Source organism: Hydrogenophaga sp., from assembly GCF_018780385.1.
Classification (GTDB): Bacteria; Pseudomonadota; Gammaproteobacteria; order Burkholderiales; family Burkholderiaceae_C; genus Hydrogenophaga.
Genome location: NZ_JADMJO010000006.1, coordinates 26,211 through 49,960, shown reverse-complemented (window position 1 = coordinate 49,960; position 23,750 = coordinate 26,211). Strand labels below are relative to the sequence as shown.

The following is a 23,750-nucleotide window of genomic DNA, read 5'->3' as shown; positions in this document are numbered from 1 at the left end:
GAGTCTCGTTTCCCGCTCCAGATTCAAAAAGGGAAGCTCTGCTTCCCTTTTTTGTAGCCTTTTCAGATCGGTGCGTTGGTACCGGCCCTGATGGCGCGATAGCAAAGCGGTTATGCCCCGGATTGCAAATCCGGTTAGTCCGGTTCGACTCCGGATCGCGCCTCCAGATCATCCGCAACCCCGCCAACTAGAACGTTGCCGGGGTTGTTTCATTTCAGCCGTTCGGTCCATGAGGCTCGCTCGCTTGCAAGGTGACTCCACCTGCGACAATCCGCTCTCGGCCTCGATGGTGAAATTGGTAGACACAGCGGACTTAAAATCCGCCGCCATCCCGAAAGGGAGCGTACCGGTTCGACCCCGGTTCGAGGCACCAGCACTAGGTTTTTTCCGGTTTCGCCGGTACAGTGAGTTTTCATGACCCGATACAACGCGCCCTTCGAAATCCACGTGCATGGCGACGTGCCCCTGCGCGAGGACGTGGTCTATGCGCAGATCCAGGACGCCCTCAAACCCGTGTGGGTGTATGCCGGTGCCAAGTCGCTGGCGGCTGCGGCGGAGAGCAGCTACGAAGACGAACCGGGCATCCGCTTTGACGCCGAAGCCCACGTGCTGCAAATCTGCTGGACAGTGCCCGGCGACGAGGACTTTCGCCAGGTGATCGAAGAGGCTTGCATGGGCCTCAACGACATTGCGGCCACCGGTGCACCGCTGGAGGTGTCGTTCTACGATGCCGAGTTCGACGAGGAAGACGAATCCTCCGAGGAAGAAGCGCGCGATGACTTCCTGATGTGCTTTGTCGGGCCCACGCCGGCCGCCATCATGCAGGTGCAACGCGACTTGCTGGTCCAGGATGTGCTCCACGTCATGGAGCGCCACTTCGATGCCGCCGAACTGGGCGACGTAGTGGGCTCGATCGACAAGCTCTTCACACAGCGCTTTGATGCCCTGGTCAGTTCCATGCAACTGGGCAAACCCCCGCGTGGCTACGGTGGTCCCTCGGGCCATGGTGGCCCGCGCAAGCCGCGTCACCTTCACTGATCCGCGACGGGATGCGTCGGCCTGACATCCACAGGCCCTAGACTGCGCTGCATGGCGGGACCCCAGCCCGCCGCCCGGAGCGTCCATGTCTTTTTTTTCCACCGATGCCCTGAACCCCGGCGTGCGCAAGCGCGAGGTGTTTGGCTGGGCGATGTTTGACTTCGCCAACTCGGGCTACACCACGGTGGTGTTGACCGCGGTGTTCGCCGCCTACTTCGTGGGCGCTGTTGCAGACGGTGCCGAGTGGGCCGCGTTCGCATGGACCGCGGCCTTGAGCGTGTCGCACTTGATCGTGATGCTGACCATCCCGGCCATGGGCGCCTGGGCCGATCAGCACGCGGCCAAGAAGCGGCTCCTGATGTTCACCACCGCGGGCTGTGTGCTTGCCACAGCGGCGCTGGCCCTGGTAGGGCCCGGGGCGGTCGTGCTGGGCATGCTGCTCATCGTGGTGTCCAACGTGTTCTTTGCCTGGGGCGAGTCCCTCGTGGCGGCATTCCTCCCGGAGCTGGCCAGGCCGTCGGCGATGGGTCGGGTGAGCGGATGGGGTTGGAGCCTGGGTTACTGCGGTGGCATGTTGGCCCTGGGCTTGAGCCTGGCCTATGTGTTGTGGGCGCAGGCGCAAGGGCAGAAGGCAGCCGAGTTCGTGCCGGTGACCATGCTGATCACGGCTGCCGTGTTCGCGGTTGCGTCGTTGTTCACCTTGGTTCTGCTGCGCGAGCGCGCAAGGCCTCAGACCAGTGTTACCACAGGCTCGGCCTGGAGGCAGTCGTACCGTCAGTTGCGAAACACGTTCCAGCAGGCACGGCGTTACCAGGACTTCATGTGGCTGCTGGCCTGCGCCACCGCTTACCAGGGCGGCGTGGCGGTGGCGATCACGCTGGCGGCCATCTACGCCGAGCAGGTGATCGGCTTCGTACAGCAGGAAACCATGGCGCTGATCTTTGTGCTCAACATCGCCGCCATGGTGGGTGCGTTCGCCTTCGGCTACTGGCAGGACCGCCTGGGCCACAAGCTGGCGCTAGGCATCACGCTGGTGGGTTGGGTCGCCACCTGCATCATCGCGGCCATCACCACCACCAAGGGCGGCTTCTGGTACGCCGCTGCCATTGCGGGGGTGTGCATGGGCTCAAGCCAGTCGTCGGGCCGCGCCATGGCCGGCATGCTGGCGCCACCGGCGCAACTGGCCGAGTTCTTCGGTCTGTGGACTTTTGCCACGCGCGTGGCCAGCATCATCGGGCCGCTGAGCTACGGCGCGATCACCTGGATGACGGGGGGCAATCAGCGGCTGGCCATCGGGTCCACCGCCGTGTTGTTCGTGATTGGACTGGTGCTGCTGATCCCGGTCAACATGAAGCGCGGCCGGGAGGCTGCGCTTCAAACGATCGGTGCCTCAAGCCACTAGTTGGTCGGCGCGGGTGCGCAGGCCGAGCCAGCGGCTGGCCGCCTGCGAAAGCTTTTCTGGATCACCGGTCGATAACAGCAGGGGGGGCGTTGCATGGGTCACGGTCTCGATGGACATGCCCAACACGTCGCGTGTGCGGCGTGCGACAGCGATGCCCGTGTCGACCAGCGTCACATTCGGCCCCAGAAGCTGCGCCAGTACATCGGCCGCAAAGGGGTAGTGCGTGCAACCCAGCACCACGGTGTCCATGTCCCCGGGAGCGTGCTCGCGCAGCGCCACCACGTAGCGTGCGCACAGGGTCTGTTGGGTCTGCAGGTCGTCACGCTCGATCGCGTCGGCCAGGCCATCGCAGGGCTGGCAGATGAAATGCACGGGGCTTGAAGCCGCGCTTTCCAGTTGCGAGCGCAGGCGCGCGAAACGTTCGCTGTTGAGCGTGCCGCGCGTGGCGAGCACACCGATGTGACGCGTGTGGCTCATGGCCGCGGCGGGCTTGAGCGCAGGCTCCACGCCCACGATGGGGAGCTCGGGGTGGGTGGCGCGCAGGCTGTCGATGGCGAGCGCGGTGGCGGTGTTGCAGGCGACCACCAGGGCATCGATGTGATGGGTGTGGCGCAGCCAGGCGGTGATGCGTTCCGATCGGTCGGTGATCTCGCTGACCGTGCGCTCGCCATACGGGGCGTAGGCGCTGTCGGCCACGTACACGAAGCGCACGCCCGGCAGCTCGGTCAGCAGGGCGCGCAGCACGCTCAGGCCGCCGACCCCGCTGTCGAACACGCCGACGGTTTTCAAGCAGCGGCGACGCTGATGCCCTTGAACTCGCCGGTGGCGATGCGCTTCTGCCACTCGGCCGGGCCGGTGATGTGGGCGCTGGTGCCACCCGAATCCACTGCCACCGTCACCGGCATGTCGACCACGTCGAATTCGTAGATCGCTTCCATGCCCAGGTCTTCGAAGCCCACCACCCTGGCGTGCTTGATGGCCTTGGACACGAGGTAGGCGGCGCCGCCGACGGCCATGAGATACGCGCTCTTGTGCTGCTTGATGGATTCGATGGCGACCGGGCCGCGCTCGGCCTTGCCAATCATGGCGATCAAACCGGTTTGCTCAAGCATCATGTCGGTGAAGCCGTCCATGCGCGTGGCGGTGGTGGGGCCGGCAGGGCCCACGGCCTCGTCGCGCACCGGGTCGACCGGGCCGACGTAGTAAATGACGCGGTCGGTGAAGTCCACCGGCAGCTTTTCGCCTTGGGCCAGCATGGTCTGGATGCGTTTGTGCGCGGCGTCGCGGCCGGTGAGCATCTTGCCGTTGAGCAGCAGGGTCTGGCCGGGCTTCCAGCTGGCCACCTCGGCCTTGGTGAGCTTGTTCAGATCCACGCGCTGGCTCTTCTGCGTGTCGGGCACCCAGTTCACGTTGGGCCACAGGTCCAGGCTGGGTGCTTCCAGGTACACCGGGCCGCTGCCGTCGAGCACGAAGTGCGCGTGGCGCGTGGCGGCGCAGTTGGGGATCATGGCCACCGGCTTGCTGGCCGCGTGCGTGGGGTACATCTTGATCTTGATGTCGAGCACGGTGGTGAGACCACCCAGGCCCTGCGCGCCGATGCCCAGCGCGTTGACCTTGTCAAACAGTTCCAGTCGCAGTTCTTCGACCTGGCTGAGCTTCTCGCCCTTGGAGGCTTTGGCCTGCAGCTCGTACATGTCGATGTCGTCCATCAGGCTTTCCTTGGCCATCAGCACGGCTTTCTCGGCGGTGCCGCCGATGCCGATGCCCAGCATGCCCGGGGGGCACCAGCCGGCGCCCATGGTGGGCACGGTCTTCATCACCCAGTCGACCACGGAGTCACCGGGGTTGAGCATGATCATCTTGCTCTTGTTCTCGCTGCCGCCGCCTTTGGCCGCCACGGTCACTTCCACCGTGTCTCCGGGCACGAGCTCGGTGAAGATCACGGCGGGGGTGTTGTCCTTGGTGTTCTTGCGTGCGAACTGCGGGTCGGCCACAACCGAGGCGCGCAGCTGGTTGTCGGGGTGGTTGTAGCCCTGGCGCACGCCTTCGTTGATGGCGTCTTCCAGGCTGCCGGTGAAGCCGTCGAGCTTCACGTTCATGCCCACCTTCAGGAACACGTTGACGATGCCGGTGTCCTGGCAGATCGGGCGGTGGCCGGTGGCGCTCATCTTGCTGTTGGTCAGGATCTGCGCGATCGCGTCCTTGGCGGCGGCGCTTTGCTCGCGCTCGTAGGCGCGGGCCAGGTGGGCGATGTAGTCGGCCGGGTGGTAGTAGCTGATGTACTGCAGGGCGGCGGCGACGGATTCGATCAGGTCGTTCTGGCGGATGCTCGTGGTCATGGCGGTGGGGGAGGTTGTGGTCGGGTGGGCCGTTGCCGCAGTGGCCGTGGCGGCGCATAGTCTGCTACGGTGGGCCAGCCGGTATTTTGACAGGTCGTCCCAACGCCAGCTGACACAGGAGAGCGCTATGAAGACCCGGATCGAACGCGACACCATGGGCGAGGTTGTCGTGCCCGCTGAGAGGCTGTGGGGCGCCCAGACCCAGCGCTCGCTGCAGAACTTCGATATCTCGGGTGAGCGCCAACCGCGTGAACTCATCCGCGCATTGGCGCAGGTCAAGCGTGCATCCGCCGTGGTGAACCGCGCGCTCGGGCTGCAGGACGAGAAGAAAACCGGTGCCATCGTCGCTGCGGCCGACGAGGTGATCGCCGGGCAGCACGAGGCCGAGTTTCCGCTGGTGGTGTGGCAGACCGGTTCGGGCACACAGACCAACATGAACCTCAACGAGGTGCTCGCCAACCGCGCCAGCGAGTTGCTGGGGGGATCGCGCGGCGAAGGCCGACTGGTGCACCCCAACGATGACGTGAACCGCAGCCAGTCGAGCAACGATGTGTTTCCCACGGCCATGCACGTGGCGGCGGTCGACGCGATCACCAACAGGCTTCTGCCAGCCATCGCGTGCCTGGGCGCAACGCTGGGGCAGAAAGCCGCCGATTTCAACGACATCGTGAAGATCGGCCGCACCCACCTGCAGGACGCCACACCGCTCACGCTGGGTCAGGAGTTCTCGGGCTACGTCGCGCAACTGGACCACTGCGCACGGCATGTGCGCGATGCGCTGCCGCACCTGTGTGAACTGGCTCTGGGCGGCACGGCCGTTGGCACCGGCCTGAACGCGCCCCAGGGTTACGCCGAGGCGGTGGCGGCCGAGCTGGCCCGGCTCACCGGGTTGCCCTTGGTGAGCGCACCCAACAAGTTCGAGAACATGGCCAGCGTCGACGCCCTCGTGCATGCGCACGGTGCGCTCAAAACCCTGGCCGCGAGCATGAACAAGATCGCCAACGACGTGCGCTGGCTGGCCAGCGGGCCGCGCAGCGGCATCGGCGAGCTGAGCATCCCGGAGAACGAGCCGGGCTCGTCCATCATGCCCGGCAAGGTCAACCCCACGCAGAGCGAAGCGGTGACCATGCTGTGCGCCCAGGTGATGGGCAACGACGTGGCCATCAACATCGGCGGTGCCTCGGGCAACTTCGAACTCAATGTGTTCCGCCCGATGGTGGCGCACAACTTCCTGCAAAGCGTTCGGCTGCTGGCCGACGGCATGAAGAGCTTCAACGACCACTGCGCCGTGGGCATCGAGCCCAACCGCGCACGCATCGCCGAATTGGTGGACCGGTCACTGATGCTGGTGACCGCGCTCAATCCGCACATCGGCTACGACAAGGCGGCGCAGATCGCGAAGAAGGCGCACAAGGAGGGCAGCAGCCTGCGCGAGGCGGCGCTGGCGCTGGGCTTCGTCACGGCCGAGCAGTTCGACCAGTGGGTGCGGCCCGAGCAGATGGTGGGGCGCTGACGCGCTCCTCAGTGCCTGGAGCCCACGGGTTGCTGCATCAGCTTGTCGGTCATGGCAATGGCCATGGCGCTGAGCAGGAACACCACGTGGATGATGGTTTGCCACATCAGCACCTTCTCGTCGTAGTTGGCGGCGTTGATGAAGGTCTTCAGCAGGTGGATCGAGCTGATGCCGATGATGGCCGTGGCCAGTTTCACCTTGAGCACCGAGGCATTCACATGGCTCAGCCACTCGGGTTGATCCGGGTGGTTCTCCAGATTCATCCGGCTCACGAAAGTCTCGTAGCCACCGATGATCACCATGATCAGCAGGTTGGAGATCATGACCACGTCGATCAGGGCCAGCACCACCAGCATGATCACCGTCTCGTTCAAACCGGTCAGCTGCACATCGCTTTTGTAGCCAATGCTGCTGACGAGTTTTTCGAGCGCCACCTGACTGCCAAAGGCCGCTTCGACCAGATGGACCAGTTCGACCCAGAAGTGAAAGACGTAGATACATTGCGCTGCGATCAGGCCAATGTAGAGCGGCAACTGAAGCCAGCGGCTGGCGAAGATCAGGTTGGGCAAGGCGCGAACCGGGACAGGAGTTTTGACAGGATCGGTCATGGGAGAGGCAATGCGCCGGGTGCCCGGGACGGGCGGCCACAAAGCCGGTGTATTGTAGGGTGGCCGTTGCGCTGAGTCCGGGTTTGTACCGATGTACCGGGTCGGCCGAACGGGCGTGTTGCCCGCCATGTAAGTGGCTCGTAAGAGCCTTTGCCCACAGTCATCGGTTGATCCGAATCCACAACATCTGAGGAGACTGCCCATGTCCGCACCGTCGACGTCCATCGAATCCACTCTGGTCGAGAACCGCGTTTTTGAACCCACCGCAGCAACCGTCAAGGCTGCCCGGGTGTCGGGCATGGCAGCCTACCAGGCACTGTGCGACGAGGCCGACAAGGACTTCGAGGGTTTCTGGGCGCGTCTGGCCCGTGAGACGCTGACATGGGCCACGCCCTTCACCAAGACGCTGGACTCCTCCAACGCGCCGTTTTACAAATGGTTCGAGGACGGCGAGCTCAACGCCTCGTACAACTGCCTGGACCGCCACATGGGCACGCCGGTGGAGAACAAGACTGCCATCATCTTTGAAGCCGACGGTGGCGAGGTCACCAAGGTCAGCTACAAGGAACTGCTGGCCAAGGTCTCGCGCTTTGCCAATGCGCTCAAGGCGCGCGGCGTGAAGAAGGGCGACCGTGTCGTCATCTACATGCCCATGACGGTTGAAGGCGTGGTGGCCATGCAGGCATGTGCCCGCATTGGCGCCACCCACAGTGTGGTGTTTGGCGGCTTCTCGGCCAAGGCGCTGCAGGAGCGCATTCAGGACGCGGGTGCCGTGGCCGTGATCACCGCCAACTACCAGTTGCGCGGTGGCAAGGAACTGCCGCTCAAGGCGATCGTGGACGACGGCATCACCATGGGCGGCTGCGAGTGCATCAAGAATGTGATCGTGTTCCAGCGCACGCCCACCGCCTGCAACATGGTGGCCGGGCGCGACAGCTTCATGCACGAGGTGATGGCCAGCGAGTCTGATGTGTGCCCCGCCGAAATGGTGAGCGCCGAGCACCCGCTGTTCGTGCTCTACACCTCCGGCTCCACTGGCAAGCCCAAAGGCGTGCAGCACAGCACCGGCGGCTACCTGCTGTGGGCCAATCTCACCATGAACTGGACCTTCGACTTGAAGGCCGACGACATTTTCTGGTGCACGGCCGACATCGGCTGGATCACCGGTCATACCTACGTGACCTACGGCCCGCTGGCCGCCGGCGCCACGCAGATCGTGTTCGAGGGCGTGCCCACGTACCCGAACGCCGGTCGTTTCTGGCAGATGATCGAGAAGCACAAGTGCACCATTTTCTACACCGCGCCCACGGCGATCCGCTCGCTGATCAAGGCGGCCGAAGGCGATGAAAAAGTGCATCCGGCACGCTCCGATCTGACCAGCCTGCGCTTGCTCGGCTCGGTGGGCGAGCCCATCAACCCCGAGGCCTGGATGTGGTACTACAAACACGTGGGTGGCGAGCGTTGCCCCATCGTGGACACCTTCTGGCAAACCGAGACCGGTGGCCACATGATCACGCCGCTGCCGGGCGCCACGCCGCTGGTGCCGGGCTCATGCACGTTGCCGCTGCCCGGCATTGCCGCGGCCATCGTCGACGAAGCCGGCATCGATGTGCCCAACGGCTCGGGTGGCATCCTGGTGGTGAAGAAGCCCTGGCCTTCGATGATCCGCACCATCTGGGGCGACCCCGAGCGTTTCAAGAAGAGCTACTTCCCCGACGAGCTCAAGGGCTACTACCTGGCCGGGGACGGCGCGGTGCGCAGCGCCGACCGCGGCTACTTCCGCATCACCGGGCGCATCGACGACGTGCTCAACGTGTCGGGCCACCGCATGGGCACGATGGAGATCGAGTCGGCCCTGGTGAGCAAGACCGATCTGGTGGCCGAAGCCGCCGTGGTGGGTCGTCCGGACGACCTCACGGGCGAGGCCATCGTGGCTTTCGTGGTGCTCAAGCGCTCGCGCCCCACCGGTGAGGAGGCCAAGGCCATCGCCAAGATCTTACGCGACTGGGTGGGCAAGGAAATCGGCCCGATCGCCAAACCGAAGGACATCCGCTTCGGTGACAACCTGCCCAAGACCCGCAGCGGCAAGATCATGCGCCGCCTGCTGCGCTCGATCGCCAAGGGCGAGGCCATCACGCAGGACACGTCGACGCTGGAGAACCCGGCCATCCTGGATCAGTTGTCGGAGAACAACTGATCGCCCGGGACTGCGGTCCCGTGCCGGCAACAAAAAACCCGCTGGAATCCAGCGGGTTTTTTGTTGGAGGAACCAGAGATTACTTCTGGCTCAGGACCCAGGCCGCCAGCTTCTTGGCATCGGCTTCGCTCACCTGCGTGTTGGCGGGCATGGGGATCGCGCCCCACACGCCGGAACCGCCCTTGACGATCTTGACGGCCAATGCATCGACTGCCTTGGCGTCGCCGGTGTACTTCTTGGCCACGTCCTTGTAGGAAGGGCCCACCAGCTTCTTGTCCACTGCGTGGCAGGCCATGCAGTTCTTGCTTTTGGCCAGAGCCTCGTCGGCGAAAGCAGGAGCCGCCAGCGTGGTCATGGCGGCCATAATCAGGAGAGCGCGTTTCATGGGGTTGTCCTTGTGAGTGAATGCTGATGCCAGCACGGAGTGGATTTTAACGATGCAAGGCCATGGTGAAACGATCGCTTACAGATTCTTGCCCCACTTTGTCGGACCTTTACTGGAGCGTGTGATGTATTTGCTGATCCTGGGCGTGATCCTGATGCTGATGAAGTACCTCGAAGTGGGCTTCGTGGCCGATCTCTCATGGTGGTGGGTGTTGACGCCCTTTGCCCTGGCCGTGGTTTGGTGGGCCTGGGCCGACGCCACCGGCTACACCAAGCGCCGCGAGATGGACAAGATGGACAAGAAAAAGCAGGGCCGCATCGACAAACAGCGCGAGAACCTTGGCATGAAGACCAAGCGCCGCTCGCGCTGAAACCTCGTCAGTAGTTGTCCAACACGGCGCCCTTGCTGGCGCTGGAAGCGTTGAACGCAAACTTGGCCTGCACGCCGCGGGTGTAGCGCGGCGCAGGTGCCGTCCACGCCGCACGGCGCTTCTCGATGTCGGCCTCCGGCACGTTGAGCTCCAGCAGCAGTTTGTGCGCGTCGATGGTGATGCTGTCGCCTTCGTTCACAAATGCGATCGTGCCGCCGGCAGCGGCCTCGGGTGCCACGTGGCCCACCACCATGCCCCAGGTGCCGCCCGAGAAACGGCCGTCGGTGATCAGGCCCACGCTCTCGCCCAGGCCCGCTCCGATCAGCGCGCCCGTGGGTGCCAGCATCTCGGGCATGCCCGGGCCGCCTTTGGGGCCGAGGTAACGCAGCACCATCACGTCGCCCGCCTGGATCTTGCCGTCCAGGATGGCCTGCAGCGCCGACTGCTCGTCGTCGAACACGCGCGCCGGGCCGGTCATCACCGGGTTCTTCAGGCCGGTGATCTTGGCCACCGCGCCTTCGGGGCTGAGGTTGCCCTTGAGGATGGCCAGGTGGCCGTGCTCGTACATGGGCTTGTCGATCGGGCGAATCACGTCCTGGTCGGCGCGCGGTGCATCCGGCACGTCCTTGAGCACCTCGGCAATCGTCTGGCCGCTGATGGTCAGGCAGTCGCCGTGCAGCAAGCCGGCGTTGAGCAGCACCTTCATGACTTGCGGAATGCCGCCGGCCTTGTGCAGGTCGACCGCGAGGTATTTGCCGCTGGGCTTGAGGTCACACAACACGGGCGTTTTCTGGCGCACACGCTCGAAGTCGTCGATGGTCCATTCGACTTCGGCCGCGTGCGCGATGGCCAGGAAGTGCAGCACCGCGTTGGTCGAGCCACCGGTGGCCATGATCACCGCCACCGCGTTTTCGATGGCCTTTTTGGTCACGATGTCGCGCGGCTTGATGTCTTTCTTGATCGCCTCGATCAGCACCTTGGCCGACTCCTTGGCCGAGTTCATCTTCTCGTCGTGCGGGTTGGCCATGGTGCTGGAGTAGGGCAGCGAGATGCCCAGCGCCTCAAACGCCGAAGACATGGTGTTGGCGGTGTACATGCCGCCACAGGAGCCGGTGCCGGGGATGGCGCGCATCTCGATCTCACGCAGGTCTTCGTCGCTCATGTTGCCGGCCGCATTCTGGCCCACGGCCTCGAACACGCTGACGATGTTGAGGTCCTGGTCTTTCCAGCGGCCTGGCAGGATGGTGCCGCCGTACACATAGATCGCGGGCACGTTGGCGCGCAGCATGCCCATCAGGCCGCCAGGCATGTTCTTGTCGCAGCCACCGACCACCACCACGCCATCCATCCACTGGCCGCCAACGCAGGTCTCGATGCAGTCGGAGATCACCTCGCGGCTCACCAGCGAGTACTTCATGCCCTCGGTGCCCATGGCCATACCGTCGGAGATGGTGGGCGTGCCGAACACCTGGGCGTTGCCGCCGGCTTCCTCGATGCCGGCGATGGCCGCGTCGGCCAGCTTCTGCAGACCCGAGTTGCACGGTGTGATCGTGCTGTGACCGTTGGCCACGCCCACCATGGGTTTGACGAAGTCGCCTTCCTCGTAGCCCATGGCGTAGTACATGGAACGGTTGGGCGCGCGCGACTTGCCTTGCGTGATGTTGGCACTGCGGCTGTTGATGGGCTTGATCGGGATGGTTTTGTTGTCGGCCATGGTCTTGTCTCGTGGGTGGGGGAAAAGAGCGCCAAGTATGCGGCAGCCCCCGGCAGCTTTCCAATTGCTTTGAGGGGCTGGTTTGATACGCTCGGCATATGAATGCTCCATCCAGATCGCTGCGTATTGAATTGCGCCAATGGCGCCAGTTCGTGGCGCTGGCCGAGGAACTGCACTTCGGCCGGGCCGCTGCGCGCCTGCACATGACCCAGCCGCCGCTGACCCAGGCCATCGCCGGACTGGAAGCGGCGCTGGGCGTGCGCCTGTTCGAGCGCACCCAGCGCAGCGTGCAGATCACGCCGGCCGGCGCGGCGCTGCTGCCCGAGGTGCGCGACTTGCTCAGCCGCGCGCAGGCCTTGCCCGAGCTGGCGCGCGCTGCCGCGGCCGGCGAGTTGGGGCGGTTGCGGCTCGCATTCGTGTCCACGGTCGGTTTCGAGTTGCTGCCGCGCTGGGTGCGCGCCTTTCGCGAACAGTGGCCGCAGGTGGCGCTGGAGCTGATCGAGGCCACGGGTGATGTGCAGCTGGATCTGCTCGCCCGTGGCGAGGTGGACGCCGGCTTCGTTCTGCATTCACCCGGCTTCACCACCCCGGGTTTGGCCCACGCCCTGATTGCCACCGAGCCGCTGGTGGTGGCGCTGCCCGAATCGCACCCCCTGGCTGCCGAGGAGCGCCCTGCGCTCAAGCGCCTGCTGGCCGAGCCGCTGGTGATCTTCCCGCGGCGCATCCTGCCCTCGCTGTTCGATGCGATCTTTGCGCTGTACAACGCGGCCGGCCGTGTGCCGCAGGTGGCGCAGGAAGCGATCCAGATGCAGACCATCGTGAACCTGGTGTCGGCGGGGTTGGGCATGGCCTGGGTGCCGCAGAGCGTGCGACAGTTCCAGCGCCCCGGCGTGGTGTACCGATCGGTGGCTTGGCCGCGCGGCAGGGCGGTGCCGGCGTGTGAGACCAGCCTGGTGTGGCGCGCCGATGCGGTGAGCCCGGCGTTGGCGCATTTCATTGGTTTTGCGCGGGAGCAGGATGTTGTGCCCCCACGCTCCACCGCTGCGCGGGTCGCTGCCCCCCGAGGGGGCTGATCCGGCTTGGGGCGGCCCGGCGCCGGATCGCTGCCCCCACGCTCCGCCGCTGCGCGGATCGCTGCCCCCCGAGGGGGCTGATCCGGCTTGGGGCGGCCCGGCGCCGGATCGCTGCCACAATTCCACCCATGCTCCAACACCCTCAAATCGACCCCGTCGCCCTGCAGATCGGCCCGTTGGCCATCCACTGGTACGGCCTCACGTACTTGGCGGCCTTCGGCCTCTTCATGTGGCTGGCCAATCTGCGCCTGCGCCACCAGCCGTTTGTCGGCATCACCAACCCGCCGTGGACGCGGCGCGACGTGGAGGACATCCTGTTCCTCGGCGTGCTCGGTGTGGTGGCAGGCGGGCGCATCGGCTACTGCCTGTTCTACAAGCCGGCCTACTACCTGGCCAACCCGCTGGAGATTTTTGCGATCTGGCAGGGCGGCATGAGCTTTCATGGGGGCCTGATCGGCGTGATGCTGGCCATGGTCTGGTACGCGCGCAGCCGCCAGCGGCCGTTCATGGAAGTGATGGACTTCGTGGCGCCCTGCGTGCCGACCGGTCTGGCCGCGGGCCGCGTGGGCAACTTCATCAATGGCGAACTCTGGGGCCGTGTGGCCGACCCGTCATTGCCCTGGGGCATGGTGTTTCCCGGCGCGGGCGATGCGCCGCGCCACCCTTCGCAGGTCTACCAGTTCCTGCTCGAGGGCTTGTTGCTCTTCGTGCTGCTCTGGCTCTACGCCCGCAAGCCACGTGCGCGCGGTCGGGTGTCGGCCGTGTTCCTCATGGGCTATGGCGTGTTCCGTTTCATCGCGGAGTTCTTCCGCGAGCCCGACGCCCACCTGGGGCTGCTCTCGATGGGCATGAGCATGGGCCAGTGGCTGTGTGTGCCCATGGTCCTGGCGGGTGCCTTCATGTGGTGGTGGTTCGGCCGGCGCAGCTAGGGTCGCTGCCCCCACGCTTCACCGCTTCGCGGGTCGCTGCCCCCTGAGGGGGCTGATCCGCCTAGGGGCGGCCCGGCGGCGGATCTGTTCACCCTTCGTCGCCGCAAGGGTAAATCCCCGGGACAGATGACCGGGGATTTTTTAGAATTGGTCGTAATTACAGGTGATTACGGACGGACCCAAGCCAATGCGACTGGTGCTCAACTCCCTGCACGACGAAGTGGCCGCGAAGCTTCGCGAGCGCATCTTCGACGGTGTGCTGGCGCCTGGCAGCTTCATCGACGAACTGGGGCTCTGCGGGGAATGGGCGATCTCACGCACGCCTCTGCGCGAGGCGCTCAAGGTGCTGGCCGCCGAAGGCCTGGTGCGCCACGAGCCACGGCGGGGATGTTTCGTCAACCAGATCACCGAGCGCGACCTCGACGAGATCTTTCCCGTCATCGCCCTGCTCGAAGGCCGTTGCGCATTCGAGGCCGCGAGCAACGCCACCGACGCCGATCTGGTGACGCTGGAGCAGATGCACGACCGCCTGAACCGCTGCGCCAAGGCGCGCCGCATCAACGATTACTACCAGGCCAACTTCGCCATCCACGAAGCCATCATCACCCTGGCCAACAACCGCTGGCTGGCCCAGGTGATCGGTGACCTGCGCAAGATCGTCAAGCTCGCGCGCCTGCAGCAACTGCACGCGCCGGGCCGGTTGGACCAGAGTCTGTCCGAGCACATGGCGGTGTTTGCCGCGCTCAAGGCGCGCGATGCCGAAGGCGCCGAGGCCGCCATGCGCACCCACCTCACGCGCCAACGCGTGGCCCTGCGCGAACTTGCGCGCAGCAACACTTCGAGGATCACGGCATGAACACCGCTGAATGGTTGGAAAAAGGCGCTTCCATGTTGCGTCCGGGCGCCAAGGCGGGCGTGCGGTCGACCCAGGAGCGCCTGAAGGGAGCGCTGCGCCATGACGACGAGGCGATGTCGCCGCGCCAGTTGCGCCACCTGCTCGACCAGCTCAAGGGCATCGTCGATCCGCTTCTGAGCGAGGTGGAGGGCGGGCGCCGCGCTCAAGACCTGATGGCCTGGTACGCCAAGGCCACACCGCCGCAACGGCGCGACCTGTGGCTGCTCATGAGCGAGCAGTTCGTGGCCGACGTCGAGCAGATCAAGGCCGCCCAGACCCAGTTTGCAGCCGCAGTGGGCACGCCAGACGAGGCCGCTGCCGAGGTGCTGTACCGCCGGGCCACGGTGTCCCCCCGTCGGCGCATATTGCAGCGCTTCAGCGCGCACCCCGAGGGCATCCGTTTTCTGGTCGATCTGCGTGCCGAGATGCAGTCTCACCTCAAGGGCGACAAGCGCTTGCTCGCACTCGACGTGGAGATGGAATACATGTTCTCCACCTGGTTCGACGTGGGATTTCTGGAGCTGCGCCGCATCAGCTGGGATTCGCCGGCCTCGCTGGTGGAAAAGCTCATCAAGTACGAAGCCGTGCACGACATTCGCAGCTGGGCCGATGTGAAGAACCGGCTCGACGGCGACCGCCGCTGCTACGGTTTCTTTCACCCGCGCCTGCCTGAAGAGCCGCTGATCTTCGTGGAAGTGGCGCTCATGAACGAGATCGCCGACTGCATCACGCCGCTGCTGGACGAGGAGGCCGATCCGGTCGACATTGCCAAGGCCAACACAGCCATCTTCTATTCGATCAGCAACACCCAGAACGGGCTGCGTGGCGTGAGCTTTGGCGACTCGCTGATCAAGCGCGTGGTCGAGACGCTGCACCAGGAATTTCCCAAGCTCAAGGTGTTCGTCACGCTCTCGCCCATACCGGGTTTGCGCGCCTGGCTGAACAAGAATGCACCGGCCGAATTGCTCAAAAGCTGGGAGAACCTGGAAGACCTTTCCGAGGCCGCGCCCGAGCGCAAGGCGCTGCTGGGCTGGGCTGCGCGCTATCTGGGCAACGAGATGCAGGGCGGCAAGCCGCTGGACCCGGTGGCGCGTTTCCACCTGGGCAACGGTGCCCGTGTGGAGCGACTGAACTGGGCGGGCGATCCGTCGAACAAAGGCACCAAACAATCGTATGGCTTGATGGTCAATTACCTCTATGACCTCAAACGCCTGGAGAAACACCGCGCCTGGCTCGCGCAGGGAAAGATCCCGATAGCCCCAGCGATCGAAGACCTGTACCTTTGACGCTGCTTTTTCATAACCACAGGAGACAAAACATGACCGAAAACTTGAACCGCCGGGACATCCTGCGAGCGGCCGTCGCGGGTGCTGCCGTTTACAGCACCACCGGGTACGCCCAGTCCACCTGGCCGACCAAGCCGGTGACCATGATCGTGCCGTTCCCCGCCGGTGGCGGCACCGACGCGTTTGCCCGCCCCATGGCGGCGCAGTTCACGCGCCTCTCGGGCAAGAGCCTGGTGATCGACAACCGTGGAGGCGCTGGCGGCACGCTGGGCGCGGGCATCGCGGCCAAGGCCGTGCCTGATGGCTACACGCTGTTCATGGGCGCGGTGCACCACACCATCGCGCCCAGCATGTACCCCAAGTTGGACTACAACATCGAGACGGACCTGGTCCCGCTGATCCTGGTGGCCAGCGTGCCGCAGGTGCTGGTGGTCAACCCCAAGAACATCCCGGGCGCTGGCTTCAAGGAGTTCCTGGCGCAGGTCAAGGCCAACCCAGGCAAGTTGAACTACGGCTCAGCCGGAGGCGGTACCTCGCACCACCTTGCGGGTGAGCTGTTCAAGCAACAGTCCAAAACCTTCATCACGCACATTCCCTACCGCGGCGCAGGCCCGGCGCTCAACGACCTCATTGCCGGCCAGGTGGACATGATGTTCGATGGTCTGGGCTCCTCGGCTGGCCACATCAAGGGCGGTCGCATCAAGGCGCTGATGGTCTCGGGCAACAAGCGCAGTCCGGCTTTTCGTGACGTGCCCTGCGCGACCGAACTGGGGCTGCCCGAGTACAACGTGACCACCTGGTACGGCGTGTGGGCGCCCAAGGGCACACCGGCCGATGCGCAGTCCCGCGCTACCGAAGAGATTCGCAAGGCGGTGAGCACCGACGAAGCCAAGGCCGTCTGGGCCAGTCAGGGCGCGGAGTTCGCCAACGTGAGCGGTCCACAGTTCGACGCGTTCATCAAGGGCGAGATCCGCAAGTGGGCCGCGGTGGTCAAGGCCTCTGGCGCCAAGCTCGATTGAGCGTGAGCATGTCGGGCCGGGTTCACCTCGCCATCGAACACACGCTGGCGCGGGTGACGCTGTCCCATCCGGGCAAGTTCAACGCCATGTCGCGTGCGATGTGGCGCGAACTGAAATGGGTCTTTGTCGACCTGCAGGCGCGCACCGATGTGCGCTGCGTGATCGTCGTGGGCGAAGGCGGACACTTCTGCGCCGGCGGTGACATCGCCGAGTACCCCGGCTTTCGCTTCGTTGAAGCCGCCTTGCGCGACTTCCATGAAGACGATGTGTGGGGTGGCCTGGGCGCCATGCTGGCGTGTGACGTGCCGCTGCTGGCGCAGATTGAAGGCAACTGCATGGGCGCGGGTGTTGAGATCGCGAGCTGCTGCGACATCCGCGTGGCGGCCAGCGGCGCGCGCTTTGGTGCGCCCATCGCGAAGCTGGGTTTTCCGATGGCGCCGCGCGAAGCCGCATTGGTGGCCCGCGAGGCCGGCGCCGCCACCGCGCGCGAGATGTTGCTGGAGGCGGCGGTGTTCGACGCGACCGAGATGAAGGCGCGTGGCTTCCTCAACACCGTGTTGCCTGACGGCACGCTCTCAACCGCCGTGCTGGCGCGCGCTCAGCGCATCAGCGCGCTGTCGCCGCAGGCCGCGCGCCTGAACAAGCAAGCCTTGCGAGCCACACAAGGCTCGACGGCGGCCGAAGGCGAGGGCGCCTACCGGTATGCCGACAGCGCCGAACACCGCGAAGGCATTGCAGCGTTCCTCGCCAAGCGCTCGCCGGTTTTCTGACGGACTTTCTGATTTTTTTGTCACACCATTTTGTTGACCAGAACATGAGCAACCTCAACCTCTTTGCTGCCCTGCGCGCGGCCTTTCCGCAGGACCTCGACCGTGTGGCGATCGAGACCGACGATGGTCTGAACTACTCCTGGCGAGACCTCGACCGCGCCTCGGCCATGGTGGCCAACCTGCTGGATTCGCTGGCGCTGCCACCCGAGTCGCGCGTGGCCGTGCAGGTGGAGAAGTCGGTCGAAGCGCTGGTGCTGTACCTGGCCACGCTGCGCGCGGGACACGTGTTCCTGCCGCTCAACACCGCCTACCAGAGCGCGGAGATTGAGTACTTCATCGGCAACGCTGAACCCGCCGTGGTGGTGTGCAGCCCGGGCCAGTTCGGCTGGGTCAGCAAGATCGCCTTCACCGCCGGCACGCGCCATGTGTTCACCCTGGGTGACGACCGCACCGGCAGCCTGCTGGAGCGTGCGTCCCACATGAGCGACAGGCACACGCCGGCCGTGCGCCGCGACGAAGACCTCGCCGCCATCCTCTACACCAGCGGCACCACCGGGCGCAGCAAGGGCGCCATGCTCACGCACGGCAACCTGCGCAGCAACGCCGAGGTGCTCAAGACCTACTGGGGCTGGCGCCCGGATGACGTCTTGATCCACGCGTTGCCGATCTTCCACGTGCACGGCCTGTTCGTGGCCATGCACGGTGCGCTGATCAACGGCAGCAAGATGTTCTGGATGTCGAAGTTCGACCCCAAACTGGCTATCAACAAGTTTTCCGAAGCCACGGTGTTCATGGGCGTGCCCACGCTCTACACGCGCATGCTGGCCGAGCCCACGCTCTCCAAACAGCAGGCCTCCCACATGCGCTTGTTCATCTCGGGCTCGGCGCCGCTGCTGATCGAGACCTTCAACGAATGGAAGGACCGCACGGGTCACACCATCCTGGAGCGTTACGGCATGAGCGAGACCGCGATGTTGACCTCCAACCCCTGCAGCGCCGACGCGCGCTACGGTGGTGCCACCGAACGACGCGGCGGCACGGTGGGCTTCCCGTTGCCGGGCGTGGAGTTGCGCGTGATGGGCGACGATGGCCAAGCGGCGCAACCGGGCGAGATCGGTGGTATCCAGGTGCGTGGCCCCAACATTTTCAAGGGCTACTGGCGCATGCCCGAGAAGACGGCAGAGGAGTTCACCGCCGACGGCTTCTTCAAGACCGGCGATGTGGGCCGCATCGACGAGCGTGGTTACGTGAACATCGTCGGCCGCAGCAAAGACCTCATCATTTCCGGTGGCTACAACGTCTACCCGGCCGAGATCGAGGGTTATATCAACGAGATGCCCGGCGTGGCCGAGAGTGCGGTGATCGGGGTGCCGCACCCGGACTTTGGCGAGGTGGGGGTGGCGCTGCTGATTGCCAAGCCTGGTGCGCAGGTGGACTCGGCTCAGGTACTGGCTTCACTCAAGTCGCGGCTGGCCAATTTCAAGATTCCCAAGCGCTGCTTTGTGGTGGGAGAGTTGCCGCGCAACACCATGGGGAAGGTGCAGAAGAATCTGCTTCGCGATCAGCACAAAGGTCTGTTCGCCTGAGTTTCTTCCTGTGTTGCTCCGGTCAGCCCGGCTGCCGACGACCTCGTTGGTCTGCGAAGCGCAGGCAATCACCGTTAGCCGGAAACAACGACTGAAGAAGAGGCTTCGCGTTCCAACCGCCTCAGCACCCGCCGACTCAACCACACCCCCATCAAACCAAACACCACAACACCCAGGCCGTAACCCGCCAATACACCGCGCGCACCAAACCACTGCGCGCCGATCCAGATGAAGGGCGCCACACCCAGCGTGGCCCGGCCCCAGTTGAGCGCGGTGGAGTAGAAGGCAAAGCCCAGGTTGTTGAAGGCCGCGTTTGCCACAAACAGCGCGCCGTTGAAGAAGAAACTTCCGGCCACGAACACGCAGAAGAACACGATGAGCTCGCGCGCCTCTCCCTCTGCACCGAACGCATCGGCAATGAAGCCGCTGCCCACGGCCATGAGCAGCCAGACCACGAGCACGTAGACCAGCGTCACCTTCAGGCTGTCGCGCACCGTGCTGCGCAGGCGGTCGAACCTTCGCGCGCCGAGGTTCTGCCCGAGGATGGGCCCCACCGAACCCGAGAGCGCAAACAGGGCCACGAAGGCCACCGGGATCAACCGCACGATGACCGCCCAGCCCGCCACCGCGTTGTCGCCAAACGGTGCGATGGCCGCGGTCACGAAAGCGTTGCCCACCGGTGTGGCCACCTGGGTCAACACGGCCGGCACACCAATCGCCAGGAAAGGCTTCAGGCTGCCGCGCAGCACTGGCGCACTCGGCCACGCAAACAGACCGTGCACCCGCAGCGCCTGCACGCCAATGACCACCATGGAGCATCGCGCCAGCACCGTGGCCACGGCCGCGCCATCCAGCCCCCAGCCCACAACCAGGATGAGCAACGGGTCGAGCACGGCAGAGACGGCGCCTGCGCCCAGCGTGACGAACATGGCTCGGCGTGCATCCCCCAGCGAACGCAGCAGCGCCGCCAGACACATGCCCAAGCCCAGTGGCACGGCCGAGGGCAGCACCCAGCGGGTGAAACGCAGCGCGAGCGAGGCGGTGTCGCCCGTGGCGCCAAGCAGGGCGAGCAGTTCGGCCAGCCAGGGGAAGACCAGCAGAACGGCGCCACCCATGAACAGCGCCATGAGCACCAGCGAGGCCCCGGCGATCAGCTTCGCTTGTTCGCGTTCGCCGCGCCCCAGGGCACGCGAGGCCAATGCCGTGGCCGCAATCGACAGGCCGATGGCCAGCGAGGTGAGGAAGAACAGCAGCGTGCCCGCGTAGCCCACCGCCGCCGCCAGTTCCTTCTGCCCGAGCTGCGCGATGTAGAAGAGGTTGAGCACGTCGACGAAAAAAACCGCCGCCAGCCCGATGGAGCCGGTGGCGGTCATGTTGATGACGTGTCTGAGCGTGGAGCCGGTGACGAAGGTCGGCGCGGCTTGAGGTGAGGGCGGCATGGAGGGTGGGCGTGAATGCGCGCCCACTCTACACCGGACCTCTCAGGCCTGTGAGGCCGAGGTCAAGTCATCGCAGCACGAGAACGGGCGTGTGCGAATGTGTCAGCACCTGCTGGGTCTCGCTGCCCAGCAAGAGTCGCTTCAGGCCTCGGCGGCCGTGCGAGGCCATCACGATCAGGTCGCATTTGCTGCGCTTGGCTGTGGCGATGATGGCCTCGGCAATCAAGTCCGACTTCACCGTGACCGGCTTGACCTTCACCTCGCGCAGTTGCCCGGCCGACTTCACCGCGTTCACCACGGCCAGGGCTTCCTCGTTCCACTGGGCTTCGATGCGCGCGATCTCCGCGGCTGCCAGCGCCACGCCACCTTCGAAATAGGTTTGTGGATAACGGGGGATCACCTTCAGGGCCACGACCTCGGCGCCGGTGAGATCGGCCAGGGTGAGGGCATGCTCCACCGCCATCTTGGAGAGTTTGGAGCCGTCCGTGGCCACCAGGATGCGCTTGTACATGGCTTGCTCCTTCAAGGTTGTTGTTCGAATCCGCAGGGTAGCGCAGGTGAACGCTTCGTGGTTGACTTGGATCAAGCCCATGAAAGAACACCCCGCTTACCCTCCAGCCATGAACCAGGCCGTGTCCACGCTCCCGGTGCGGTCCACGCTCGCCGAACCCACCCCTGTCCCGCCTGCTGCCAGTTGGTTGGGCGAGCATCGCGGCGCGCTCACCGTCACCGACAACTTCGCCGTGCTCGACGACCCGGTGGAGCAGGAGACTTTCACCCAGCGCATCGAGCAGGCCGAAGGCGAACTGGCCGACTCGGTGTTGATGGTGCAGGGCATGTATTGCGCGGCCTGCGCCGACACGGTGGAGTCGGCCCTGCAGGGCTTGCCGGGGGTGGTGCAGGCGCGCGTGCACGCGGCCACGCGCCGGCTCACACTGCGCTGGGATCCACAGGCCACCCGCATGTCGGCCTTGGCGCTGGTGGTGGGCGAGCGCGGTTACCGCTTGTTGCCCATGCAACAGGCTTTGGGCATCAGCGAACGCCTGCGCGAGACGCGCCAGGGTTTGTGGCGCCTGTTCGTGGCGGGCTTTTGCATGATGCAGGTGATGATGTACGCATGGCCCGCGTATGTGACCGAGCCGGGCGAGATCCCGGCCGACATCGACCAGCTGCTGCGCTGGGCGAGCTGGGTGATCAGCCTGCCGGTGGTGTTCTTCGCCAGCGGTCCATTTTTCGAGAGCGCCTGGCGCGACCTGAAACATGGCCGCGTGGGCATGGACACGCCAGTTTCCATTGGCATTCTCGTCACCTTCCTGGTGAGCTCGGCCGCCACCTTTGACCCAGCCGGCCCCTGGGGCGCGGAAGTCTGGTTCGACTCCTTGACCATGTTCGTGTTCTTCCTGCTTGGCGGGCGGTACCTCGAATTCAAGGCACGCGACCGCACGGCCGGCGCGCTCGACAGCCTGATGAACCGCCTGCCCGAGGTCTGCGAGCGCGAAACCGCGAAAGGACTGGAGACCGTGTCGATCCGCCGATTGGCGGTGGGGGATGCCGTGCGGGTGCAGGCGGGGCAGGCTTTTCCGGCCGACGGTGAGCTGCTGAGCGAGCACGCGACGGTGGACGAGGCCCTGCTCACCGGCGAGTCACGCCCGCTGAGCCGCGCGCAAGGGCAGGGCGTGGTGGCGGGCAGCTTCAACCTGGGTGGCCCGGTGCGCATGCGCGTGACCCAGGTGGGGCGCGACACGCGCTTTGCCCAGATCGTCAAGCTGATGGAGCAGGCCTCCACCGAGAAGCCGCGCCTGGCCATCCTGGCCGACCGCGTCGCCGCGCCATTTCTGTTGCTGGTGTTGCTGGCAGCGGCCGTGGCCGGTGTGTATTGGTGGCAGATCGATCACACGCGGGCACTCGCCGTGGCGGTGGCGGTGCTCATCGTCACCTGCCCGTGTGCGCTGTCGCTGGCCACACCGGCGGCCATGCTGAGTTCGGCCGGGGCGCTGGCGCGCCGTGGCGTGCTGGTGCGCCGGCTACAGGCGTTCGAGACTTTGGCCGGCGTCAACGCCGTGGTCTTCGACAAGACCGGCACGCTGACCCACGACCGGCTGGAGTTGCGTGAGGTGAGCACGCGGGCGGGCGTGAGCCGCGAGCAGGCGCTGGCCCTGGCCGGTGCTCTGGCGGTGGGCTCGCTGCACCCGGTCTCTCGTGCTCTGGCGAGCCAGGGGTCGGGGCTGCCGCTGATGGATGTGACCGAAGTGGCCGGGCAGGGCATGCAGGCCCGTCTGGCCGACGGCACCGGCGTGCGGCTGGGCTCGGCCACGTTCTGCGGCGCACCCGCGTCGGGCACGCCGGACGATGCACCGCGTGCCCACCTGAGCGACGACGCTGGCTGGATGGCCAGCTTCACGCTGGAAGAAGGGCTGCGCGAAGACGCCCGCGAGGCGGTGCAGGCACTGCGCGCACTGGGCGTGCGCACGTGGCTGCTGTCGGGTGACCGCGCAGCAGCCGCCGAGGCGGTGGGCCAGGCGGTGGGGGTGGACCATGTGATCGCTGGCGCCACACCCGAGCAGAAGCTGGTGGAAGTGACCCGCCTGCAAGCGCAGGGCTTGACGATCGCCATGGTGGGTGACGGCCTCAACGACGGCCCGGTGCTCGCGCGCGCCGACACCTCGTTTGCGCTGGGCCAGGCCGCGCCGCTCGCTCAGGCCCAGTCGGACTATGTGATCCAGGGAGGGCGGGTGATGGACGTGGTGCACACGCTCACGCAGGCGCGCGCCACACTGCGCGTCGTGCGGCAGAACCTCATCTGGGCCGCGGCCTACAACGTGGTGGCCGTGCCGCTGGCCCTGGTGGGCTGGATGCCGCCGTGGGTGGCCGGCCTGGGCATGGCGGGCAGCTCGCTGCTGGTGATCGGCAACGCCCTGCGCCTGGCCGGAAAGACCCCCGATTCCTCGCCAGCCAACCCGGTTGCCGCGCCCGCATCGGCGTAGCATGAGCCGAACCTTTCCAACGATTCCGAGAGCCCACCACCCATGGACATCCTCTATCTGCTGATTCCGCTCTCCGTGCTGCTCGTGTTCGGAATCATCGGCGTGTTCTGGTGGGCCTTGCAGTCGGGGCAGTTTGACAACATCGAGCGCGAAGGTGAGCGGATCCTGAAAAGCGATTGAGCTCGCTTGATGTAGGTCAAGGC

The 23,750-nt window shown here is 65.5% G+C and carries 21 protein-coding genes and 2 tRNA genes; 16 read left to right on the top strand and 7 right to left on the bottom strand.

Annotation, left to right across the window (positions count from 1 at the left end):
- Positions 1–92: 92 nt before the first annotated feature.
- From IV113_RS05675 to IV113_RS05660, 4 genes are all read left to right on the top strand, one after another.
- A tRNA-Cys gene (locus tag IV113_RS05675) sits at positions 93–166 on the top strand.
- 114 nt (positions 167–280) lie between these two features.
- Positions 281–373 (top strand) — tRNA-Leu (locus tag IV113_RS05670).
- 41 nt (positions 374–414) lie between these two features.
- Complete coding sequence (locus tag IV113_RS05665; protein WP_291081669.1) at positions 415–1,038, top strand: DUF6806 family protein; 624 nt, start codon at positions 415–417, stop codon at positions 1,036–1,038.
- Positions 1,039–1,123: 85 nt separating this feature from the next.
- On the top strand, positions 1,124–2,440 hold the full coding sequence (locus IV113_RS05660) for an MFS transporter (RefSeq protein ID WP_291081668.1): 1,317 nt from the start codon (positions 1,124–1,126) through the stop codon (positions 2,438–2,440).
- Here IV113_RS05660 and murI read toward each other — a convergent pair.
- Together murI and IV113_RS05650 are read right to left on the bottom strand one after the other, a co-directional pair.
- Entirely contained in the window at positions 2,429–3,229 is an 801-nt protein-coding gene (gene murI, locus IV113_RS05655) for a glutamate racemase (protein WP_291081667.1), read from the bottom strand. The genes IV113_RS05660 and murI overlap by 12 nt on opposite strands.
- Positions 3,226–4,779, bottom strand: a complete 1,554-nt coding sequence (locus tag IV113_RS05650; RefSeq protein ID WP_291081666.1) for a fumarate hydratase — start codon at positions 4,777–4,779, stop codon at positions 3,226–3,228. Before IV113_RS05650 ends, murI begins: the two co-directional genes overlap by 4 nt.
- Positions 4,780–4,906: 127 nt before the next feature.
- Here IV113_RS05650 and fumC point away from each other — a divergent pair, with 127 nt between their 5' ends.
- On the top strand, positions 4,907–6,292 hold the full coding sequence (fumC, locus tag IV113_RS05645; protein ID WP_291081665.1) for a class II fumarate hydratase: 1,386 nt from the start codon (positions 4,907–4,909) through the stop codon (positions 6,290–6,292).
- An 8-nt stretch (positions 6,293–6,300) separates the two neighbouring features.
- On the opposite strand, the gene IV113_RS05640 is transcribed toward fumC, so the two are convergent.
- Positions 6,301–6,900, bottom strand: coding sequence for a TIGR00645 family protein (locus IV113_RS05640; protein WP_291081664.1), 600 nt, complete (start codon positions 6,898–6,900; stop codon positions 6,301–6,303).
- A 202-nt stretch (positions 6,901–7,102) separates the two neighbouring features.
- Between IV113_RS05640 and acs the strand changes: the two genes are divergently transcribed.
- Positions 7,103–9,097 (top strand): acetate--CoA ligase, encoded by a 1,995-nt coding sequence (gene acs, locus IV113_RS05635; RefSeq protein WP_291081663.1) that lies wholly within the window; start codon positions 7,103–7,105, stop codon positions 9,095–9,097.
- Between the two features lie 79 nt (positions 9,098–9,176).
- On the opposite strand, the gene IV113_RS05630 is transcribed toward acs, so the two are convergent.
- Complete coding sequence (locus IV113_RS05630; protein ID WP_291081662.1) at positions 9,177–9,482, bottom strand: c-type cytochrome; 306 nt, start codon at positions 9,480–9,482, stop codon at positions 9,177–9,179.
- Positions 9,483–9,606: 124 nt separating this feature from the next.
- Here IV113_RS05630 and IV113_RS05625 point away from each other — a divergent pair, with 124 nt between their 5' ends.
- On the top strand, positions 9,607–9,852 hold the full coding sequence (locus IV113_RS05625; RefSeq protein WP_291081661.1) for a TIGR04438 family Trp-rich protein: 246 nt from the start codon (positions 9,607–9,609) through the stop codon (positions 9,850–9,852).
- Between the two features lie 7 nt (positions 9,853–9,859).
- Here IV113_RS05625 and ilvD read toward each other — a convergent pair whose 3' ends face one another.
- On the bottom strand, positions 9,860–11,566 hold the full coding sequence (gene ilvD, locus IV113_RS05620; protein WP_291081660.1) for a dihydroxy-acid dehydratase: 1,707 nt from the start codon (positions 11,564–11,566) through the stop codon (positions 9,860–9,862).
- Positions 11,567–11,664: 98 nt separating this feature from the next.
- Between ilvD and IV113_RS05615 the strand changes: the two genes are divergently transcribed.
- The 7 genes from IV113_RS05615 (at position 11,665) to IV113_RS05585 (ending at position 19,124) form a co-directional block, all read left to right on the top strand.
- A complete protein-coding gene (locus tag IV113_RS05615; RefSeq protein ID WP_291081659.1) occupies positions 11,665–12,639 on the top strand; it encodes a LysR family transcriptional regulator in 975 nt (324 codons plus the stop codon).
- 128 nt (positions 12,640–12,767) lie between these two features.
- A complete protein-coding gene (lgt, locus tag IV113_RS05610; protein WP_291081658.1) occupies positions 12,768–13,568 on the top strand; it encodes a prolipoprotein diacylglyceryl transferase in 801 nt (266 codons plus the stop codon).
- Positions 13,569–13,755: 187 nt separating this feature from the next.
- Positions 13,756–14,424, top strand: coding sequence for a GntR family transcriptional regulator (locus tag IV113_RS05605; RefSeq protein ID WP_291081657.1), 669 nt, complete (start codon positions 13,756–13,758; stop codon positions 14,422–14,424).
- Positions 14,421–15,749 (top strand): malonyl-CoA decarboxylase, encoded by a 1,329-nt coding sequence (locus IV113_RS05600; RefSeq protein ID WP_291081656.1) that lies wholly within the window; start codon positions 14,421–14,423, stop codon positions 15,747–15,749. Before IV113_RS05605 ends, IV113_RS05600 begins: the two co-directional genes overlap by 4 nt.
- Before the next feature lie 32 nt (positions 15,750–15,781).
- Complete coding sequence (locus tag IV113_RS05595; RefSeq protein ID WP_291081655.1) at positions 15,782–16,768, top strand: tripartite tricarboxylate transporter substrate binding protein; 987 nt, start codon at positions 15,782–15,784, stop codon at positions 16,766–16,768.
- An 8-nt stretch (positions 16,769–16,776) separates the two neighbouring features.
- Positions 16,777–17,538, top strand: coding sequence for an enoyl-CoA hydratase-related protein (locus tag IV113_RS05590; protein ID WP_291081654.1), 762 nt, complete (start codon positions 16,777–16,779; stop codon positions 17,536–17,538).
- A gap of 44 nt (positions 17,539–17,582) precedes the next feature.
- Positions 17,583–19,124 carry a malonyl-CoA synthase gene (locus IV113_RS05585; RefSeq protein ID WP_291081653.1) on the top strand — a complete coding sequence of 514 codons (1,542 nt, stop codon included), beginning with the start codon at positions 17,583–17,585 and terminating at the stop codon, positions 19,122–19,124.
- Positions 19,125–19,198: 74 nt separating this feature from the next.
- Here IV113_RS05585 and IV113_RS05580 read toward each other — a convergent pair whose 3' ends face one another.
- Entirely contained in the window at positions 19,199–20,563 is a 1,365-nt protein-coding gene (locus IV113_RS05580) for an MATE family efflux transporter (protein ID WP_291081652.1), read from the bottom strand.
- Positions 20,564–20,630: 67 nt separating this feature from the next.
- A complete protein-coding gene (locus IV113_RS05575) occupies positions 20,631–21,074 on the bottom strand; it encodes a universal stress protein (protein ID WP_056275014.1) in 444 nt (147 codons plus the stop codon).
- 79 nt (positions 21,075–21,153) lie between these two features.
- On the opposite strand from IV113_RS05575, the gene IV113_RS05570 reads away from it, so the two are divergent.
- Together IV113_RS05570 and ccoS are read left to right on the top strand one after the other, a co-directional pair.
- On the top strand, positions 21,154–23,547 hold the full coding sequence (locus IV113_RS05570) for a cation-translocating P-type ATPase (RefSeq protein WP_291081651.1): 2,394 nt from the start codon (positions 21,154–21,156) through the stop codon (positions 23,545–23,547).
- 42 nt (positions 23,548–23,589) lie between these two features.
- A complete protein-coding gene (gene ccoS / locus IV113_RS05565) occupies positions 23,590–23,727 on the top strand; it encodes a cbb3-type cytochrome oxidase assembly protein CcoS (protein ID WP_159606574.1) in 138 nt (45 codons plus the stop codon).
- The last annotated feature ends 23 nt before the right edge of the window (positions 23,728–23,750 follow it).